Origin of the sequence: Parahaliea maris (assembly GCF_008064665.1) — a bacterium.
In the GTDB taxonomy this organism is placed as follows: domain Bacteria; phylum Pseudomonadota; class Gammaproteobacteria; order Pseudomonadales; family Halieaceae; genus Parahaliea; species Parahaliea maris.
Genome location: NZ_VRZA01000002.1, coordinates 656,326 through 672,820, shown reverse-complemented (window position 1 = coordinate 672,820; position 16,495 = coordinate 656,326). Strand labels below are relative to the sequence as shown.

Below are 16,495 nucleotides of genomic sequence, written 5' to 3'. Positions count from 1 at the left end.
CTATGCAAGCCGCGATTGCGGCGCGAACTGCTACAACTTGGGAGCAATGCCCCCGGCTCCTGAATAAGGCCCCGTGGAGCGCTGCAGCAGACAAAAGGGACCCCCATGTGAGGCGCTTCCCGGCGCCTGCGGGAGTCCCGATTTCAACCAAGTATGTCGAGAAGCCCTGTATTAATCAAGATAGGTCTCTATCAAGCTCTCGGCAATTTGCACACTATTGAGCGCCGCACCTTTGCGCACGTTGTCGGCCACTACCCACAGGTTCAGGCCACGCGGGTGGGAAATGTCCTCACGGATGCGACCGACAAAGACCGGATCCTTGCCCGCGGCCTCCGTGACCGCCGTGGGATAACCGCCGTCCGCACGCTCGTCCACCAGGGTCACCCCGGGGGCGCTGGCCAGCAGCTCACGCGCCTGCTCGGCGGTGATCTTGTCGACCGTTTCAATGTGCACTGCCTCGGAATGGCCGAAGAATACCGGGATCCTCACACAGGTCGGATTGACCTGGATGCTGGCGTCACCGAAGATTTTCTGGGTTTCCCAGACCATCTTCATTTCCTCCCGGGTGTAGCCATTGTCCTGGAAAGTGTCGATGTGGGGCAGCGCGTTGAAGGCGATCTGCTTCGGGTACACCTCGCACTCGGCTTCCTGACCGTTCAGCAGGCGCGCGGTCTGCCCCGCCAGCTCCTCGATCGCTTCCTTGCCGGTGCCCGACACCGCCTGGTAGGTCGCGACGTTAATGCGCTCGATTCCCACCGCATCGTAGATCGGCTTCAGCGCCACCAGCATCTGGATGGTGGAACAATTGGGGTTGGCGATGATGTTGCGCGTGGTATAGCCGGCCAGCGCCTCGGGGTTGACCTCGGGCACCACCAGCGGGATGTCCTCGTCGCGACGAAAGTGGGAGGTGTTGTCGATCACCACACAGCCCGCGGCGGCGGCCTTGGGGGCAAATTCCGCCGAGATACTGCCGCCTGCAGAGAACAGCCCGATCTGTACCTGGCTGAAATCGAATTCCGCCAGGTCGGTGACGGTCACCGACTTGCCCTTGAATTTGATCGTCTTACCCGCCGAGCGGCTGGAAGCCAGGGGATAGAGATTGCGCACCGGGAAGTCCCGCTGCTCGAGGATCTCGATCATGGTTTCGCCGACGGCACCGGTGGCGCCGACGACTGCTACATCGTATGAATCTGCCATTGTCTTGTTCCGTTAGCTTGAATGAAAAAGTGAATACATCTGCAATGAATCAGGACTGCAGTGCGCGCAGCACTGCGTCGCCCATCTCCGAGGTGGATACCCTGGTATCACCCTCCGCGCAGATGTCGGCGGTGCGCAGGCCCTGGTCCAGCACGTCGCTCACAGCGGCCTCGATCGCCGCCGCAGCCTCTGGCTTGTCCAGGGTGTAGCGCAGCATCATGGCAACAGAGAGGATGGTCGCCAGCGGGTTGGCGATGCCCTGCCCCGCGATATCCGGCGCCGAGCCGTGACAGGGCTCGTACATTCCCCGCCCGTCCTTGTCCAGGGAGGCTGAGGGAAGCATGCCGATCGAACCCGTGAGCATGGCGGCGGCATCGGAGAGAATGTCGCCAAACATATTGCCGGTCACCAGCACGTCGAACTGCTTGGGTGCGCGCACCAGCTGCATGGCGGCGTTGTCCACATACATGTGCGACAGGGTGACGTCCGGATAGTCTTTGGCGACCTCTTCCATGATCTCCCGCCACAGCACCGTCACTTCCAGTACGTTGGACTTGTCCACCGAGCACACGCGCTTGTCACGCTGCCGGGCCAGGGAAAAGGCCAGGTGACCGATACGGCGGATTTCCGATTCGCTGTACACGTAGGTGTTGTAACCCTGGCGCTCACCGTTCTCCAGGGTGCGGATACCGCGGGGCTCACCGAAATAGATACCACCGGTGAGTTCGCGCACGATCAGGATATCCAGCCCGGCCACCAGCTCCGGTTTGAGACTGGAAGCGGCCGCCAGCTGCGGATAGAGCAACGCCGGGCGCAGGTTGCCGAACAGTTCCAGCTCCGAGCGCAGCCCCAGCAGGCCTTTCTCCGGGCGCCGCGCGGCCTCGACCTTGTCCCACTCGGGGCCACCGACGGCGCCGAGCAGAATCGCGTCGGCCTCACGGGCCTTGGCCAGGGTCTCCGGCGGCAGGGGCACGCCGGTAGCATCCAGGGCAGCGCCGCCCAGCAACGCGTGGTCCAGTTGCAGGTCGAGTGAGTAGAGGCTGTCTACCCGCTCCAGCACCTTGACGGCTTCCGCCATGATTTCCGGGCCGATGTGATCGCCGGGGAGAATCAGGATTTTCTTGCTCACAATACAGTCTCGCAGGTCAGTTGGGTCTCAGTGGGCTCTTCAGGCAATGGTGTCAAACAGCCAGGGGGAACGCTCCCGGTGGCCCACCTCAAAGGTGCGAATCGCAGCGGCGCTCTCCAGGGTCAGGCCGATATCGTCGAGACCATTGAGCAGGCAGTGCTTGCGGAAGGCTTCCACCTTGAAGGGAATACGCTCGCCGTCTGGCGTGCGAATCTCCTGCGCCGGGAGGTCGACCTCCAGGGTGTAGCCTTCGCTGGCGTACATCGCTTCGAACAGGCGATTCACGGTATCCGCCGGCAGCGCAATCGGCAGCAGGCCGTTCTTGAAGCAGTTGTTAAAGAAGATGTCGGCAAAACTCGGCGCGATAATGCAGCGAATACCGAAATCCTCCAGTGCCCAGGGCGCGTGCTCGCGGCTGGAACCACAGCCGAAATTCTCCCGCGCCAGCAGTACCGAGGCGCCCGCGTAGCGAGGCAGGTTCAGCGCAAAGTCCGGGTTCAGGGGACGGGTGCTGCAATCCTGGCCCGGCTGCCCTTCATCCAGATAGCGCAGTTCATCGAACAGGTTGGGGCCAAAGCCCGAGCGCTTGATGGACTTGAGGAACTGCTTGGGGATGATCAGGTCGGTGTCCACATTGGCCCGATCCATCGGCGCGGCAAGCCCGCTGTGTACGGTAAAGCTGTTCATGACTGGTTCTCCGTTAAGCTGCGAACATCGACAAAGTGACCGGCCACCGCGGCGGCCGCGGCCATCGCCGGGCTCACCAGGTGAGTGCGCCCGCCAAAGCCCTGGCGGCCTTCGAAGTTGCGGTTGGAGGTGGACGCGCAGTGCTCGCCGGCACCGAGCTTGTCGGCGTTCATGGCCAGGCACATGGAACAACCGGGCTCGCGCCACTCCATGCCAGCGTCGATAAAGATGAGATCGAGCCCCTCGGCTTCGGCCTGGGCCTTCACCTCACCCGAGCCCGGCACCACCAGTGCCTGCTTGATGCTGGCGGCAATTTTCCTGCCGCGTACCACCGCAGCAGCCTCGCGCAGGTCCTCGATGCGGGAATTGGTGCAGGAGCCGATAAACACCCGGTCCGGGCGGATGTCAGTGATCGGCTGGCCCGCCTTCAGGCCCATGTATTGCAATGCACGGCGCACCGCCTCTTTCGCCGTCGCGGTTTCCTGGGCGTCCGGGTCCGGCACCACACCGTCTACCGGAAGCACCATTTCCGGAGACGTACCCCAGGTGACCTGGGGCTGGATGTCCTCGCCGCGCAGGGTCAGTTCGGCGTCGAATACCGCGTCGGGATCAGAATGCAATTCGCGCCAGGCGGCGACCGCCTGGTCCCACTGCTCGCCTTTGGGGCTGTAGGTTCGACCGCGCACATACTCGATGGTGGCGTCGTCGACCGCCACCATACCGGCGCGGGCTCCCGCCTCGATCGACATGTTGCACAGGGTCATGCGCCCCTCCATGGTGAGGTTGCGCACCACTTCGCCGGCGAACTCGATGGCATAGCCGGTGCCACCGGCAGTGCCAATGCGGCCAATAACGGCGAGGGCGACATCCTTGGCCGTGACACCTGGCTGCAACGCTCCGTCCACCTGCACCCGCATGTTTTTCATCTTGCGGGTAATCAGGCACTGGGTCGCCAACACGTGCTCCACTTCCGAGGTACCGATGCCATGGGCCAGGGCACCCAGGGCGCCGTGGGTGGAGGTGTGGGAATCGCCACAGACCACGGTCATTCCCGGCAGGGTGGCACCCTGCTCCGGGCCAACCACGTGGACGATGCCCTGGCGGCGATCGTTGATCGGGATCTCCACAATCTTGAAATCGCCACAGTTGTCGTCGAGGGTCTGCACCTGCAGGCGGGAGATCGGGTCCACGATCCCGGCCACGCCGCCACTGCGCTCGGCGGCTTCGGTGGGGACGTTGTGGTCGGGCACCGCCAGGTTGGCATCGAGGCGCCAGGGCTGACGCCCCGCCAGGCGCAGGCCCTCGAAGGCCTGGGGCGAAGTCACTTCGTGCAGCAGGTGGCGATCGATGTACAGCAGGCCAGTACCGTCGTCGCGGCTTTCTACCAAATGCTGTTGCCAGAGTTTGTCGTACAGGGTTTGTCCGGCCATCGGGGCGTTCTCCCTCGGGTGATGTGGTTCACAATAGCGCAGATGCCTCGGGCAGCTACGATAACTGGCGGCGATGTTACGCTTGAGACTTTAATAAAACAAATTTATTATTTTTATCTATTCGATTCCTGATTGGAATACATATGGAAACCCAGAATCTGCAGGCCTTTCTCCAGGTCGCTGAGGACCAGTCCTTTTCCCATGCCGCCGAGAAACTCCATCTCACCCAGCCCGCGGTCAGTAAACGCGTGGCGCAACTGGAACAGCAACTCGACTGCCAGCTGTTTGACCGGATCGGCCGGCAGGTGGGGCTGACCGAGGCCGGCCACGCCCTGATGCCCTACGCCAAGTCCGTGATCCAACAGCTGGACCTGGCGCGGCAGGCGGTGCGGGACCTGTCCGGGCAGGTCGGGGGGGAACTGCGACTGGCCACCAGTCACCACATCGGCCTGCACCGCCTGCCCCCCATTCTCAGTCGTTTCAGCAAGGGCTTCCCCCAGGTCCAGATCGACATCGACTTCATGGACTCAGAGCAGGCCTACGACCTCATCCTCCACGGCAAGTCGGAACTCGCGGTAGTGACGCTCGCCCCGGACACCGATGCCAGCGTCATCACCCAACCGGTGTGGCCCGACCCACTCGACGTCATGGTCGCCCGGGATCACCCCCTGGCCCGGCTGACATCCTGCCCGCTGGAAGAGCTGGCCCGACACCCCGCGGTGCTCCCCGGGCTGAATACCTACACCGGCCAGATTGTGAAGAAGCTGTTTGATACCCACGGGCTGAAGCTGCAGGTTTCCATGGCCACTAATTACCTGGAAACCATCCGCATGATGGCCACGGTCGGTCTCGGCTGGACCGTGCTGCCGCGCAGCATGTGCGACCACACCCTGGTACCTCTGGAAGTGGAGGGAATTCGTATCCAACGTACCCTGGGCGTGGTCTATCACCGGGGGCGCAGCCTGTCGCGGGCGGCGCGCGCCTTTATCGAGGAACTGGCGAACGAAGCCGCCTAGTCCGCGGCGGGGCTGAGTGCACCCAGACGCTTTTCACCCTTCCACATGCCCTCGTGATCCGGGAGGTAAAAAGTGCCGTTGAAGCGCGCCACGATGCCGCGCTCGTTCGAGATAAGACCGTTACAGAAGCCGAACCGGCGCTTGACGGTCACCTCACTGATCCGGGCTTCCAGCCAGTCCCCCAGCTTGCCGGCGGAGATGAAATCCAGCGACAGATTGATGGTCGGGCTGCCGCCCAGTTCACCTCGAGCGTGATTGACGCCTGAGGCCGCGGCAATATCCGCCATGGTCATCAGAACACCGCCATGGCAGATACCCATCGAGTTGGCGTGTTGCGAACAGACGTGGAGGCCAAAGGCCACTTCTTCAGCAGTGACGTGGCGATAGAACGGCTGCAGGGTGTCAGTGTAACCAAAGCCCGTCGGCATCCGTTCAAAGCCCTCGGGTACCGGCCCTGCTTCGTGCTGTTCGCTGCTCACCTTCACGTTCCTCCATCAAAATATCCCCATTGCCAGGCCGGCCACCAGTGCCTCACCCAGCGCTTCGCATTCCCCAAGATGTTCCCCGGTCACCGGCCCGCGACAGATGAGGGGTTCGGTCGCCTCCGTAAACGGGATACCCGACAGTATCCGCCGCGCCTGCCGCAGGGCATTGCGGCCATCGTTTCCCGCCGACAACACCAGACCGTAGGGCAGCACCCGCGAGTGGGCTATCAGGGGGTAGAACACCCGGTCGAGATAGTCCTTGATGCCGCCACTCAGGGCCCCGGAATTCTCCGCGCCCACCAGCACCAGGGCACTGGCCTCCAGCAATTCGGCGCTGCCACTGTCGCAGGCCCGGCGCAGCACAACGACCAGATTGCTGTCGCCGACAGCCTCGGCGCAGGCGCCGCGCCACAGTGCCCGGGCCAGTCGGGCACTGGCGCCGCTCTGGCTGTGGTACACGATCAACAGTGTTTTCAACGCAGCGGAACCGGTTCGATTTTTGTGACCAAAGCCCCGATTTCAACACAGCCGGAGGCAATCTGTCATTCCCGCGCTGGCGGTGCCACCAGTCCAGTGCTGTAATGCCACCCTCTCCCGGGGCGCCCTGCCCCCGCTGCCAACAAGTAAAAAAAGGAAGGGCCTTGATGAGTCAGAGCAACCGACAGTGGCTGCTGAAAGCGCGGCCGGAGGGGATGATCGGTCCGGAGCATTTCGAACTGGTCAGCTCCCCTCTCCCAAGCCCCGACCTGGCCGCCGGCCAGGTACTGATCAGGACGCTCATGCTCAGTTTCGACCCCGCCATGCGCGGGTGGGTGGAAGACGAACCCTCCTATCTCCCTCCGGTCCCGCTGGGGGAGCCCATGCGCGCCAGTGGCGTCGGCCAGGTTATCGCGTCAGAAAATCCGGATATTCCGGTGGGCGCCCTGGTACAGGGCATTCTCAACTGGCAGGAGTACAGTATCGGTGACCCCGCCTCGCCCATGCCGCCCCGGGTCCTGCCCGACGGCACTCCCCCCGCGATGGCCCTGAGCGTCTTCGGTGCCACCAGTTTGACGGCCTATTTCGGCCTGCTGAAGGTCGGCCAGCCAAAGGCCGGTGAAACGGTGCTGGTGTCAGGTGCCGCCGGGGCCACTGGCTCGGTGGTCGCCCAGATCGCGCGCATCAAGGGCTGCCGGGTCATCGGCATTGCCGGTGGCGAGGACAAATGCCGGTGGTTGCGAGAGCAATGCCGGATCGAGGAGGTCATCGACTACCGCCACCAGGACGTGGCGGCGGAGCTGGCCAGCCGCTGTCCGATGGGGATCGACGTATTCTTCGACAACGTGGGTGGCGAGACGCTCGAAGCCGGCATCGAGCAAATGGCCGACTTCGGCCGCATCGTGCTCTGTGGTGCTATTGCCGGCTACAACGACGAGCACCCTGCACCCGGGCCTCACAATCTGATGAAACTGGTGACCCGCCGGATCCGCATGCAGGGTTTCATTGTGATTGATTTCCTGGCGGAAGCCGAAGCCGCCTACGCCGACCTCGGAGCGTGGGTTGCGGCCGGTGAAATTGCCTGGCGGGAAGACATCCAGGAGGGCTTTGAACGGATTCCCGACACCCTGCTGAGGCTGTTTGATGGGCGCAACCAGGGCAAGCAGTTGCTAAAACTCGCCGCCCCCACCTGAAGCGATCCACCCGCCCGCAATAACCCGGGTTATCCACAGGACTGCCTGTGGATAACTTTGGGGACAGCGGGATTCTGGCGGAAACCAAACTGGAACCCTGACAGCGGCACCTTCCCGGCCCCAGTGCCTGAGCCGAGTTTTTTCCTGTTAATTTTCAGTAAGTTAAATTCGGAACTTCACAAGCTACTAGTCATTAGCCTTTTTCGTGGCAGTGCGTTGCCACGATGTGGATAGTCGACGCACCTGGGTTTGTAGACACTTACCCGAAAGCCCTTACCTGTCGCGGATGTCAGTTTTGTGTCAAACAAGCGTGGCGGTCATTGCGGGCCGCCGCCACGGTGCCGCAGGCTGAAGCAGACATGAATTTTCGGGTTGCGGACAAAGTCCGGATCGAGGGTCTCCCGGGTGATGTCCTGGCAGTCAAATTCCTCCGCCAGTTCCGGGGTGAGGCGGAAGCCCCGGCGGTTATTGGAAAAGTACAATTGCCCCCCCGGTCGCAAGCGGGACATTGCCGCCCGGACCAGCGTGTCGTGATCGCGCTGCACGTCGAAGCTGTCCTTCACGGCGCGCGAATTGGAGAACGAAGGGGGGTCCAGCATGATCAGGTCGAAATCATCCCCGCCCTGCTGCAGCCAGGCGAGGCAGTCGCTGCGCACGATATGGTTGCGGTTCTCCGCCAGACCATTGTGCGCGAGGTTTTTGCGCAACCAGCCAAGGTAGGTGTTGGACAGGTCCACACTGGTGGTGGAACGCGCGCCACCCACGGCGGCGTGCACCGTTGCTGCACCGGTATAGCAGAACAGGTTCAGGAAATCGCGGCCGCGGGCTTCAGCGGCTATGCGCTGGCGCAGCGGCCGGTGATCGAGGAACAGGCCGGTGTCGAGATAATCGTGCAGGTTCACCAGCAACTTCACCTGCCCTTCCCGCACACTGAGATACTCGCCCCGGCTACCCTGGCGGGTGTACTGCTCACTGCCCCGCTGACGCTGTCGAACCTTGCAGGCAATATCGGCAGAAGCAACGCCGAGCGCCTCCGGCAGAGCCGATAACACCTCATCCAGCCTGCGGCTGGCAGCGTCCGGGTCGACACCGGCGGGCGCACGGTATTCAGCCACGTGCACCCGGGAGCCGTAGAGATCAACCGCAACCGCGTACTCTGGCATGTCGGCGTCGTAGAGGCGATAGCACTCGATGCCCTCGCGCTTGACCCAGGCATTCAGGCGACGCCGGTTCTTGCGCAGGCGGTTGGCAAACATGGTTGCCCCCTCTGTCAGCGCGACTGGGGCCGCCGGCTCACTGCCCGAAGCGTTTTCCGGTTGCGCAGCACCAGCGGAGGCGGGCGCCTGGTCAGTCAGGCGATTGTCCCTGAGCTCGAAGAGCAGCAGGCTCGAGGGCAAGGCGCCGTTGAACAGTTTGTACTGGCGGTGACTGCGCAAACCGATGGCCCGGCCCAGCTCGATGTCAGAGGTGAATATCGCGGCCTGCCACTCGCCGAACTCGCGCTTCATGGCCTCCCCGAGTTCCCGGTACAGGTAGCGCAGGCTCTCCTTTTCGCCGAGCCGCTCACCGTAGGGCGGGTTGCAGACAATCAGCCCCTCGGGAATGGGCAGGTGCGTCGGCCGGCGCAACTCGGCGAGGGACTTGCGCACCACCCGCACACTGCGTTCCAGCCCCAGCCGGGCGATGTTTTCCTGGGCCCGGCGTACAACCCGGCCGTCGGCATCATAGCCGCGAATCTCCGGCAACTGGCGGGCCCTGCCCCGCTCCGCCCGGCCCCGGGCGTCGCTGAGAATCGCCTGCCACTGGGGCGCGTTGTGGCCCCGCCAGGCTTCAAAACCGAAGCGCCGCCGCTCCAGCGCCGGTGCGATATCTGCCGCCATCATTGCCCCTTCGAGCAGCAGGGTCCCGGACCCGCACATGGGGTCGATCAATGCCCCGCCCCGTGCCGCCATACCGGGCCAGTCGGCACGTAACAGGATGGCCGCGGCCAGGTTTTCCTTGAGCGGCGCCGCGCCCGCCTCGCTGCGGTAGCCGCGCCGGTGCAGGCTGCCACCCACCATATCCAGGGCCACCATGGCGCGATCCTTCGCCAGGCGAATGTTGAAGCGCAGGTCCGGGTCGCGCTTCTCCACCGACGGCCGCCGGCCGAGACGTTCCTGAAACCAGTCAACCACGGCATCCTTGCTGCGCTGGGCGCCAAACTGGGTGTTGCGGATGGCGCGGTTCTGTCCGCTGAAGTCGATGGCGAAGGTCTGGCGAACTTCCAGCCACTCCCGCCAGTCCAGTGACTTCAGGCCGGCATAGAGCTGGTCCGCATCCCCTGCGTCCACCGTGGCCAGGGGCAGCAGTACCCGATTGGCCAGGCGCGACCAGAGGCAGGCCCGGTAGCCCGCCGCCAGCGGCCCCTCGAAGTGAACACCCGCCACGGTTTCGCGGACGGCCGTTGCACCCAGGGTGTCGAGTTCATGGGCCAGTAACGCCTCGATACCCTTCGGGCAGGTGGCAAACCAGGCGAAATGGCTGCTGGAGCGGCCTTGCTCAGAACGGCCGTTGGTACTCAAATTCAATTCTCCTCGCTACGCCCGGTGCCGGACCGGCTGGCCCGCGGGGCAGCCTTTTTCGGAGCGGCCTCCCGCGGAGTGCTTTTTCGTGATTTGGCCCCGCTCGGAGAGCCCTTTGCAGACTTCGTCTTGCCACCACCGGCCTTTGCAGTCGTGGCCTTGCGGCCTGCGGACTTGCGCGAGCGAGGGGTATTCGCCTCTTTCTCTCGCGCCATCAATTCCAGCACCAGGTTGGACGAGCTTTCCATGTACTCGAGATAGCGCTGGAACTCGGCGTCGGTAAACGAACGCAGGATATCGTGCTTGCGGTAGAGATTGATGAAGCGACGCTCCCGCTCGTACTGGCGCGGCAGGGCCATGACTCCCCAGCTCTCGAGGGTCTTTTCCAGTTCCGGATTGTAGGTGCGCATGAACTTCAGGAGGAAGGGAATGGGGTCGTGCCGCGCCAGCAGCGACGCGGAACGCAATACCAGTTCCAGGGGCATGATGCGCTCACCGCTTTCCACATCCTCGAGAATACGCTTGTCCGACACGCCCAGGCTGTCGGCCAGGTCCTTGAGGGTCATACCGGCCGTTTCCCGCGCGTCGCGCAGGAAGTGGCCGGCTTCGGCCATGGCCTCCAGGCGCTCGGGCTCAAGGCTGGCATTGAGCGCCTGTCGCAGCCAGGACTCACCGAACATGGCGGTCAGGGTGGCGGTGCTGCGAGCCAGCTCCAGGGTACCACCAGCCACCTGGCCGCTGAGGCGTAACAGGGACTCGATAAGGGAAGCGCTTTCCTGGCCGGCTGGCTTGTCGTCACTCATGGACAGGGTCTCGGGGCTGTGAACGGAACTCCCAGTATAGCCAGCCTCACCCGCCGCCGTCCCCGACCGGAAGGCCCGTTTCGAGGGCAAATATCTGGCGCAGAATATCGCGCCACTCCTGATACTGGGCACCCAGGTTGCCGCTGAGGCGGAACACCCGTCCACTGACGTCCATCACCGTGGGCGTCACCTCGTTATCGAAACCCTCTGCCAGTTCCTGCAGGTCCTGTTGCTGGATCTTGCTCCAGCGGAAGGTGTTGTAGGTCTGCTCCAGCGCCGCGTAGGAACCGCGCCGGCCCGCGCTGTCCCGGTCCTGCAGGCGCCGGTGATAGTCGGCGATGTATTCAGCCTGCTCGCGGCCGTACTGGCGCCACAGGTCGTAGGTGGGGCGCATGTTCTCCAGCAGGTCGAGGTACTGCTCGTCGACCGTATCGATGAAACGGTACTCCTGCTCCCGCAGGCGGCCTATGCGGAGCAACATGGGGTCGTTGTCCGCCGGCAGGCGTTGTACCTGGTAAATCCCGTCGCTGTCAGTGGCGACATAAGCGCTGAAAGCCTCCGGTGCCAGACTGGCGGCGTAGCGCAGCTCACTGACGGTGCCGAGCTGGCGCAACTCGCTGGCGGGAAGTGCCCCGCGTGCAGCCAGCAGGTCGTTGGCCACCTGGCGGTAGAGGTCGGCGAAAGGATCGCCCCCGGCGGCGACCGGGTAATCGGCGGCCGTAGCCACATCGGTATAGATACCGTCCAGCCACACCCGTCCGGCGGCATCCCTGGCCGTCACCCTCAGCACCAGCCGTTCGCCGTCTGAATGGAGGATGGTGGCTCCCACCTGTACCTCCGCAGTTGGATCCGCCTCCGGCAGCACACGAACCACGCCCCAGGCGCCCGACTCCACCAGAGCCTGTCGCAATAGGACCGGCAGGTAACGCACCTCGGCGCGCCGGATATCGGGAAAAATACCGCGCGTCCCATGGGAGGTCACATCCTCGGCCAGCCCGGGATCGAACACGGACAGGCCGACATCCAGCGCTTCTTCATCGGACACCGGGACCCTGTCCAACACCACCGCGCCAACGGGCGGCGGCCAGGATTCGCTCTGTGCCGGAAGCGGATCCGGCCCCTTCACTTCCGGGGTCGGGCTGGCGCAGGCCGCCAGCATCGCCAGCCACAGGTACAGCAGGGGTTTCATTCAGCCTCCGTGGTACAGACCCGACCACGGGTCACCGTCATCTCGCAGCGGTACCCGGCTGAGCCGGGCTCGAAACGGGTAAACACCCGGTTCAGGGTAAAGGGATAGGACACCTGGTCGGACACCACGGTGGTGGCGATGTTCAACTGCTGACCGTCCTCACTGCGGGTCAGGCGATGGCGGATACTCAGGCCGTCGGGCAACAGCAGGGTAAACACCAGCTGGTGGCCGTCCCAGCCGCACAGCTCCCGGCCCAGGGGTGAATCGACCCGGTAGGCGTCGGGGCCGGCAAACTGGCAGTCCAGGGCGAAGTTGCCCTCGCGCTTGACCTGGATGCCCTCGTCGTCCTGGTCGATGATAACCACCGCAGACTGGGTAATCATGTCCGCCATCTGGGCCAGGCCGATGACCGATGCCCCGTTGTTGGTGCCGCCAATGGAGATCGCCGGCCCGCCGACCTCGCCGTGGGCAGCGCCGCGCCGCTCGCTCTGCTTGCGCAGCTCCCGTACCAGGGAATTCAGACGCGCCTGGATATTGTCACTCTGGGCGTAATTCATCTCCCAGTGGCCGGAAAAATCCACCGGCTGGCGACTGCTGCCGCTCAGGCTCGGCTCGGTGCTGGTGCAGCCGGCGAGCGCCAGCGTCAGCGCCAGCAACAGCGCTGTGATATAGGATTCTGTGGGGGGCGACATCATGGACGGCTAGTGTACCCCAGCCCTCCGTCCACGGTAAGCAGTGCCAGGGCCTGTTCACACTATTTGAATAGCCGGCGTTGTGCCTGCCTCGCCTCAGGCAAACAGTCCTTCTCCGGCGGCAAGCCCCGCACCGATGGCCGCCAGCTGGGCGCTGCTGCCACCGAGGGTCATCTCGTTGTGACGCAACCACAGGCAGTAGCGCCACAGGGGGTAGTCCCGATCGATGCCCATGCCCCCGTGCACGTGCTGGGTGGCGTAGCTGACCCGGTGACCAACGTCCCCGGCCCACACTTTGGCGATCCGGGTCTCCAGCGTGGCGGGCTGCTCTTCGGCCAGCAGGGAACAGGCCTGGTAGCCTGCCAGTCGCAGGCATTCGACATCGATATAGCAGTTGGCCATGCGGTGCCCCACGGCCTGGAAGGTAGCGACCGGCACGCCGAACTGTTGCCGTTCTGCGGTGTAGCTGGCCGCCATCCGCATCGCCGCGTCTGCCACGCCGAGTTGGTGACAGCACAGTGCAACGGTCATCCGCTGGACCAGCCATTCCAGCAGCGACGCCCCTCCCTGCCAGGCGAGTACGTCGGCCGCTGGTATGCGCACCGATTCCAGTTCCAGGCGGGCCTGGGGTTCGAAGCTGGTCGCCTGGCAGGGCTCCAGTCGCACCCCACTGCTCGACGGGTCGAGCCAGCACAATGCCACCTCATTGTCACACCGGGCCGCCAGGAGGATACGATCCGCCTGGGATGCATAAGGCACAGCCAACTTGCGCCCTGTCAGGACCAGCTCTTCACCTTCCCGGGTGGCGGTAGTCAACTCGGGCAGGCAATGAGCGCCACTGCCACCTTCCACCAGCGCGGCAGTCAACAGGACATCCCCGCGTGCCGCCGGCGCGAGCCAGCGCTCTTTTTGCGCGTCGCTGCCGAAGCGTTGCAGTGGCAGCAATCCGCCAACGCAGTGACTCACCAGGGGCAGCGGAGCGATGCTGCGCCCCGCCTCCTCGAGCAGCAAGCCCAGTTCCATCAGGCCGAAGCCGCCGCCACCGTAACGCTCCTCCACCGCCAGGGCGGGCAGCCCCGCGTCCACCAGAATCTGCCACAGATCACGATCAAAGCGTGGCTCGGCGTACTCGTCGTAGGCGCGCAGCCGGTCCGCAGTCACCTGTTCACTGAAAATCTGCCGCGCCAGCTCGCGAATGTCGCGCTGTTCGTCGCTGAAACCAAAGTCCATGCCGGCCTCCTCCGCTAGCGACTGGCGCGGGGCATCCACAGCCCCGCGGCCGATATGATGTCGCGCTGGATTTCGTTGGTGCCACCCCCGAAGGTAATGATCGATGCGGTCCGGTAGAGCCGCTCCAGGCGGCGGGCGCTGTCACAGCCGTCGCCATCCCGCAGCAGCCCCGCATGGCCCACAACCTCGCCCAGTGCGCGATAGAGTTCGATAAAGGCCTCCGAGCCGAACACCTTGGCGGCGGAGGCATCGGCCATGTCGAGGTTGCCCTCCGTCATGGCCCAGGACTGCTTGTAGACGATCAGCTTCATGCACTCGATGGCGGCGCGACAGCGGGCCAGGTTCAGCTGCACCCAGGACGTATCGATGACCTTCCCGCCCCCGGGCCGCTCGGCCTCCCGGGCCCAGCGCACCGTGGCATTGAAGAGCTCGGCGGAAGGGCCGAAATTGATCAGGCTGAGGCGCTCCCGGTTGAGTTGGCTGGTGATCAACTTCCAGCCTCCGTGCAACTCACCCACCCGGTGGTCGTCGGAAACCCGGATATTGTCGTAATACGTGGCGTTGGTGCGCACGCCGCCCAGGGTGTGCACGGGCGACGCGCTCCAGCCGGGATCCGAGTTCGGCACCAGGAACATGGAAATGCCCTTGTGCTTTTTCGGCGCTTGCGGGTCGGTTCGTACCGCCAGCCAGGTGTAGTCGCAGAAATGGGCGAGGGAGGTCCACATCTTCTGGCCGTCGATCACCCACTCGTCGCCGTCACGCTCGGCCCGGGTCCTGAGACTGGCGAGGTCGGTACCCGCCCCCGGTTCCGAGTAGCCAATGGCGATGAGCAGTTCGCCGGCCAGGATCTTTGGCACGATCTCGCGCTGGATCCAGGAGTTGCCGTGCTCGGCGAGAATCGGCCCCACCGATTCGGTCGTCAGGAAGGGGAAGGGATACCCTGCCCGCATGACTTCCTCGACAAAGATAAACTGCTCCAGCGGCGTCAGGCCCCGGCCACCAAGGGACTCCGGCCAGCCAAGCCCGATCCAGCCGTCGCGCCCCATCCGCCGCAACGCCTCACGCCACAAGGGGCCGCCGCCCTCCCCCATGTCGCGTTCGCACTCCGCCTGCAACTCCGGGGTCATCAGTTCCCTGAAGTAGGCACGCAACTCATCTCGCAGGGCGATTTGTTCAGGGGTGAACTGGATTTTCATCGCTGTCCCACCAATTTTTATTGTCGTTGGACAGTGTAGCTCCCGGATCGGGGAATCCAGTGCCGTGAAACGGTCACCGTTTATGGCAAATTCGATCGCCTCCGGATCCTGCGTGCTTGAGGTCGGTGATGATTCGCCGCCAGACATTATCCGGCGCCTGATAGGGTATATACAGCGCCAATCGATCCGCCATGCCACCATAGCGTTCGATCAATTGCCCCGCGATGGACTCGGGAGGGCCCTCCACCGCAAAGGCGGCCAGGAATTCATCATCGATATATTCCGCCAGTGCATCCCACTCGCCGGCCTTGCTCAGGCGGTTGAGCTCGGGTTGCAGGTGGCCCTTGCCGATGGCATCCATCGGCGGGCGGTAGGCCGGCGTCGAAGCATAGAATCCTAACAGGCCCCGCACGCTGTCCCGGGCGGCGCGTATTGCCGCGTCGGAGTCTCCGGTAATCACCACGGCATTGATCTGGAGGATAAAATCCTCCCTGTGGCGCCGAGTCCGCTCGAGCCCCCTGGCCACTGCCGGCAGTGCCTGCTGTTCCAGGAAGGGCGGGTTGTTGAAGGGATGCACAATCAGGCCGTCTGCCACCTCGCCCGCCACTTCGGTCATCCTGGGGCCCAGCGCCCCCAACAGCACCGGCGGCATCCCGTGGGGATTGGGCCCCGGGTTGAACATGGGCGTCATGAGGGTGTGGCGGAAGAAGCGCCCCTGGTAATCGAGCGGCGCAGCGTGCTGCCAACACCTGAAAATCGCCCTGAGCGCGAGGATGTAGTCGCGCATGCGCGGCGCCGGTGGGTCGAAGTCCACGCCGAAGCGCTTCTCGATATGGGCACGCACCTGGGACCCCAGCCCGAGCAGGAAATGGCCACCGCTGTAGCGCTGCAGGTCCCAGGCCTGGTAGGCCAGGTGCAGGGGATTGCGGGGAAACGCCACGGCGATGCCGGTGGCGATATCCAGCCCGGGAGCCTGTTGCGCCGCCAGCACCAGGGGCAGGAAGGGGTCGCTGCTGCCCTCCAGGGTATACAGGCCATCGTAGCCGAGATCGGCCATGCGGGCCGCTTCGGCAGCCACATTCTCCAGTTGGCTATACAGAGGGCCATCGATCTTCATGGCGGGCGTCCTGCGCGGTGATCTTTTGCACCGACGTTACCCCAGCGGCCGCCAGCCGCCCAGCAGGACCGTCGCAGGAGACCGGAAAGGGGA

Annotated in this window: 15 protein-coding genes; 2 read left to right on the top strand and 13 right to left on the bottom strand. The window is 64.2% G+C overall.

Going from position 1 to position 16,495, the window contains the following annotated elements; genetic code table 11:
- Positions 1-171: 171 nt before the first annotated feature.
- From FV139_RS07380 to leuC, 4 genes are read right to left on the bottom strand one after another with little or no spacing between them, the layout of a single operon-like run.
- Entirely contained in the window at positions 172-1,197 is a 1,026-nt protein-coding gene (locus FV139_RS07380; protein WP_148067614.1) for an aspartate-semialdehyde dehydrogenase, read from the bottom strand.
- Positions 1,198-1,246: 49 nt separating this feature from the next.
- Entirely contained in the window at positions 1,247-2,326 is a 1,080-nt protein-coding gene (leuB, locus tag FV139_RS07375; RefSeq protein ID WP_148067613.1) for a 3-isopropylmalate dehydrogenase, read from the bottom strand.
- Between the two features lie 39 nt (positions 2,327-2,365).
- Positions 2,366-3,013, bottom strand: coding sequence for a 3-isopropylmalate dehydratase small subunit (leuD, locus tag FV139_RS07370; protein ID WP_148067612.1), 648 nt, complete (start codon positions 3,011-3,013; stop codon positions 2,366-2,368).
- A complete protein-coding gene (gene leuC, locus FV139_RS07365; protein WP_148067610.1) occupies positions 3,010-4,443 on the bottom strand; it encodes a 3-isopropylmalate dehydratase large subunit in 1,434 nt (477 codons plus the stop codon). Before leuC ends, leuD begins: the two co-directional genes overlap by 4 nt.
- A gap of 143 nt (positions 4,444-4,586) precedes the next feature.
- On the opposite strand from leuC, the gene FV139_RS07360 reads away from it, so the two are divergent.
- Complete coding sequence (locus FV139_RS07360; RefSeq protein ID WP_148067608.1) at positions 4,587-5,459, top strand: LysR family transcriptional regulator; 873 nt, start codon at positions 4,587-4,589, stop codon at positions 5,457-5,459.
- On the opposite strand, the gene FV139_RS07355 is transcribed toward FV139_RS07360, so the two are convergent.
- Together FV139_RS07355 and FV139_RS07350 are read right to left on the bottom strand one after the other, a co-directional pair.
- The gene (locus tag FV139_RS07355; protein WP_235898575.1) at positions 5,456-5,938 is read right to left on the bottom strand and encodes a PaaI family thioesterase; all 483 of its coding nucleotides are present in this window, start codon (positions 5,936-5,938) and stop codon (positions 5,456-5,458) included. The two genes, FV139_RS07360 and FV139_RS07355, sit on opposite strands and share 4 nt — an antisense overlap.
- Positions 5,939-5,953: 15 nt before the next feature.
- Positions 5,954-6,421: a flavodoxin gene (locus tag FV139_RS07350; protein WP_148067606.1), complete on the bottom strand. Its 468-nt coding sequence runs from the start codon at positions 6,419-6,421 to the stop codon at positions 5,954-5,956.
- A gap of 167 nt (positions 6,422-6,588) precedes the next feature.
- On the opposite strand from FV139_RS07350, the gene FV139_RS07345 reads away from it, so the two are divergent.
- Complete coding sequence (locus FV139_RS07345; RefSeq protein WP_148067605.1) at positions 6,589-7,614, top strand: NADP-dependent oxidoreductase; 1,026 nt, start codon at positions 6,589-6,591, stop codon at positions 7,612-7,614.
- 317 nt (positions 7,615-7,931) lie between these two features.
- On the opposite strand, the gene rlmKL is transcribed toward FV139_RS07345, so the two are convergent.
- The 7 genes from rlmKL to FV139_RS07310 form a co-directional block, all read right to left on the bottom strand.
- A complete protein-coding gene (rlmKL, locus tag FV139_RS07340) occupies positions 7,932-10,175 on the bottom strand; it encodes a bifunctional 23S rRNA (guanine(2069)-N(7))-methyltransferase RlmK/23S rRNA (guanine(2445)-N(2))-methyltransferase RlmL (protein WP_148067603.1) in 2,244 nt (747 codons plus the stop codon).
- Positions 10,176-10,177: 2 nt separating this feature from the next.
- Positions 10,178-10,978, bottom strand: a complete 801-nt coding sequence (locus FV139_RS07335) for a helix-turn-helix domain-containing protein (protein ID WP_148067601.1) — start codon at positions 10,976-10,978, stop codon at positions 10,178-10,180.
- 46 nt (positions 10,979-11,024) lie between these two features.
- Entirely contained in the window at positions 11,025-12,167 is a 1,143-nt protein-coding gene (locus tag FV139_RS07330) for a hypothetical protein (RefSeq protein WP_148067599.1), read from the bottom strand.
- A complete protein-coding gene (locus FV139_RS07325; RefSeq protein WP_148067597.1) occupies positions 12,164-12,862 on the bottom strand; it encodes a hypothetical protein in 699 nt (232 codons plus the stop codon). The genes FV139_RS07330 and FV139_RS07325 overlap by 4 nt, the downstream gene beginning before the upstream one ends.
- A 93-nt stretch (positions 12,863-12,955) precedes the next feature.
- Positions 12,956-14,089, bottom strand: coding sequence for an acyl-CoA dehydrogenase family protein (locus tag FV139_RS07320; RefSeq protein WP_148067595.1), 1,134 nt, complete (start codon positions 14,087-14,089; stop codon positions 12,956-12,958).
- Between the two features lie 14 nt (positions 14,090-14,103).
- Positions 14,104-15,285, bottom strand: a complete 1,182-nt coding sequence (locus FV139_RS07315) for an acyl-CoA dehydrogenase family protein (RefSeq protein WP_148067593.1) — start codon at positions 15,283-15,285, stop codon at positions 14,104-14,106.
- 73 nt (positions 15,286-15,358) lie between these two features.
- Positions 15,359-16,402, bottom strand: a complete 1,044-nt coding sequence (locus tag FV139_RS07310; protein ID WP_148067591.1) for a TIGR03617 family F420-dependent LLM class oxidoreductase — start codon at positions 16,400-16,402, stop codon at positions 15,359-15,361.
- Between the last annotated feature and the right edge of the window lie 93 nt (positions 16,403-16,495).

What these genes read in the sequence shown, in the direction of transcription:
- leuD (WP_148067612.1), bottom strand. Translation starts at nt 3,013, where the DNA reads ATGAACAGCTTTACCGTACACAGCGGGCTTGCCGCGCCGATGGATCGG.
- FV139_RS07380 (WP_148067614.1), bottom strand. Translation starts at nt 1,197, where the DNA reads ATGGCAGATTCATACGATGTAGCAGTCGTCGGCGCCACCGGTGCCGTC.
- FV139_RS07315 (WP_148067593.1), bottom strand. Translation starts at nt 15,285, where the DNA reads ATGAAAATCCAGTTCACCCCTGAACAAATCGCCCTGCGAGATGAGTTG.
- FV139_RS07330 (WP_148067599.1), bottom strand. Translation starts at nt 12,167, where the DNA reads ATGAAACCCCTGCTGTACCTGTGGCTGGCGATGCTGGCGGCCTGCGCC.
- FV139_RS07310 (WP_148067591.1), bottom strand. Translation starts at nt 16,402, where the DNA reads ATGAAGATCGATGGCCCTCTGTATAGCCAACTGGAGAATGTGGCTGCC.
- FV139_RS07360 (WP_148067608.1), top strand. Translation starts at nt 4,587, where the DNA reads ATGGAAACCCAGAATCTGCAGGCCTTTCTCCAGGTCGCTGAGGACCAG.
- FV139_RS07345 (WP_148067605.1), top strand. Translation starts at nt 6,589, where the DNA reads ATGAGTCAGAGCAACCGACAGTGGCTGCTGAAAGCGCGGCCGGAGGGG.
- FV139_RS07335 (WP_148067601.1), bottom strand. Translation starts at nt 10,978, where the DNA reads ATGAGTGACGACAAGCCAGCCGGCCAGGAAAGCGCTTCCCTTATCGAG.
- leuC (WP_148067610.1), bottom strand. Translation starts at nt 4,443, where the DNA reads ATGGCCGGACAAACCCTGTACGACAAACTCTGGCAACAGCATTTGGTA.
- FV139_RS07325 (WP_148067597.1), bottom strand. Translation starts at nt 12,862, where the DNA reads ATGATGTCGCCCCCCACAGAATCCTATATCACAGCGCTGTTGCTGGCG.
- FV139_RS07320 (WP_148067595.1), bottom strand. Translation starts at nt 14,089, where the DNA reads ATGGACTTTGGTTTCAGCGACGAACAGCGCGACATTCGCGAGCTGGCG.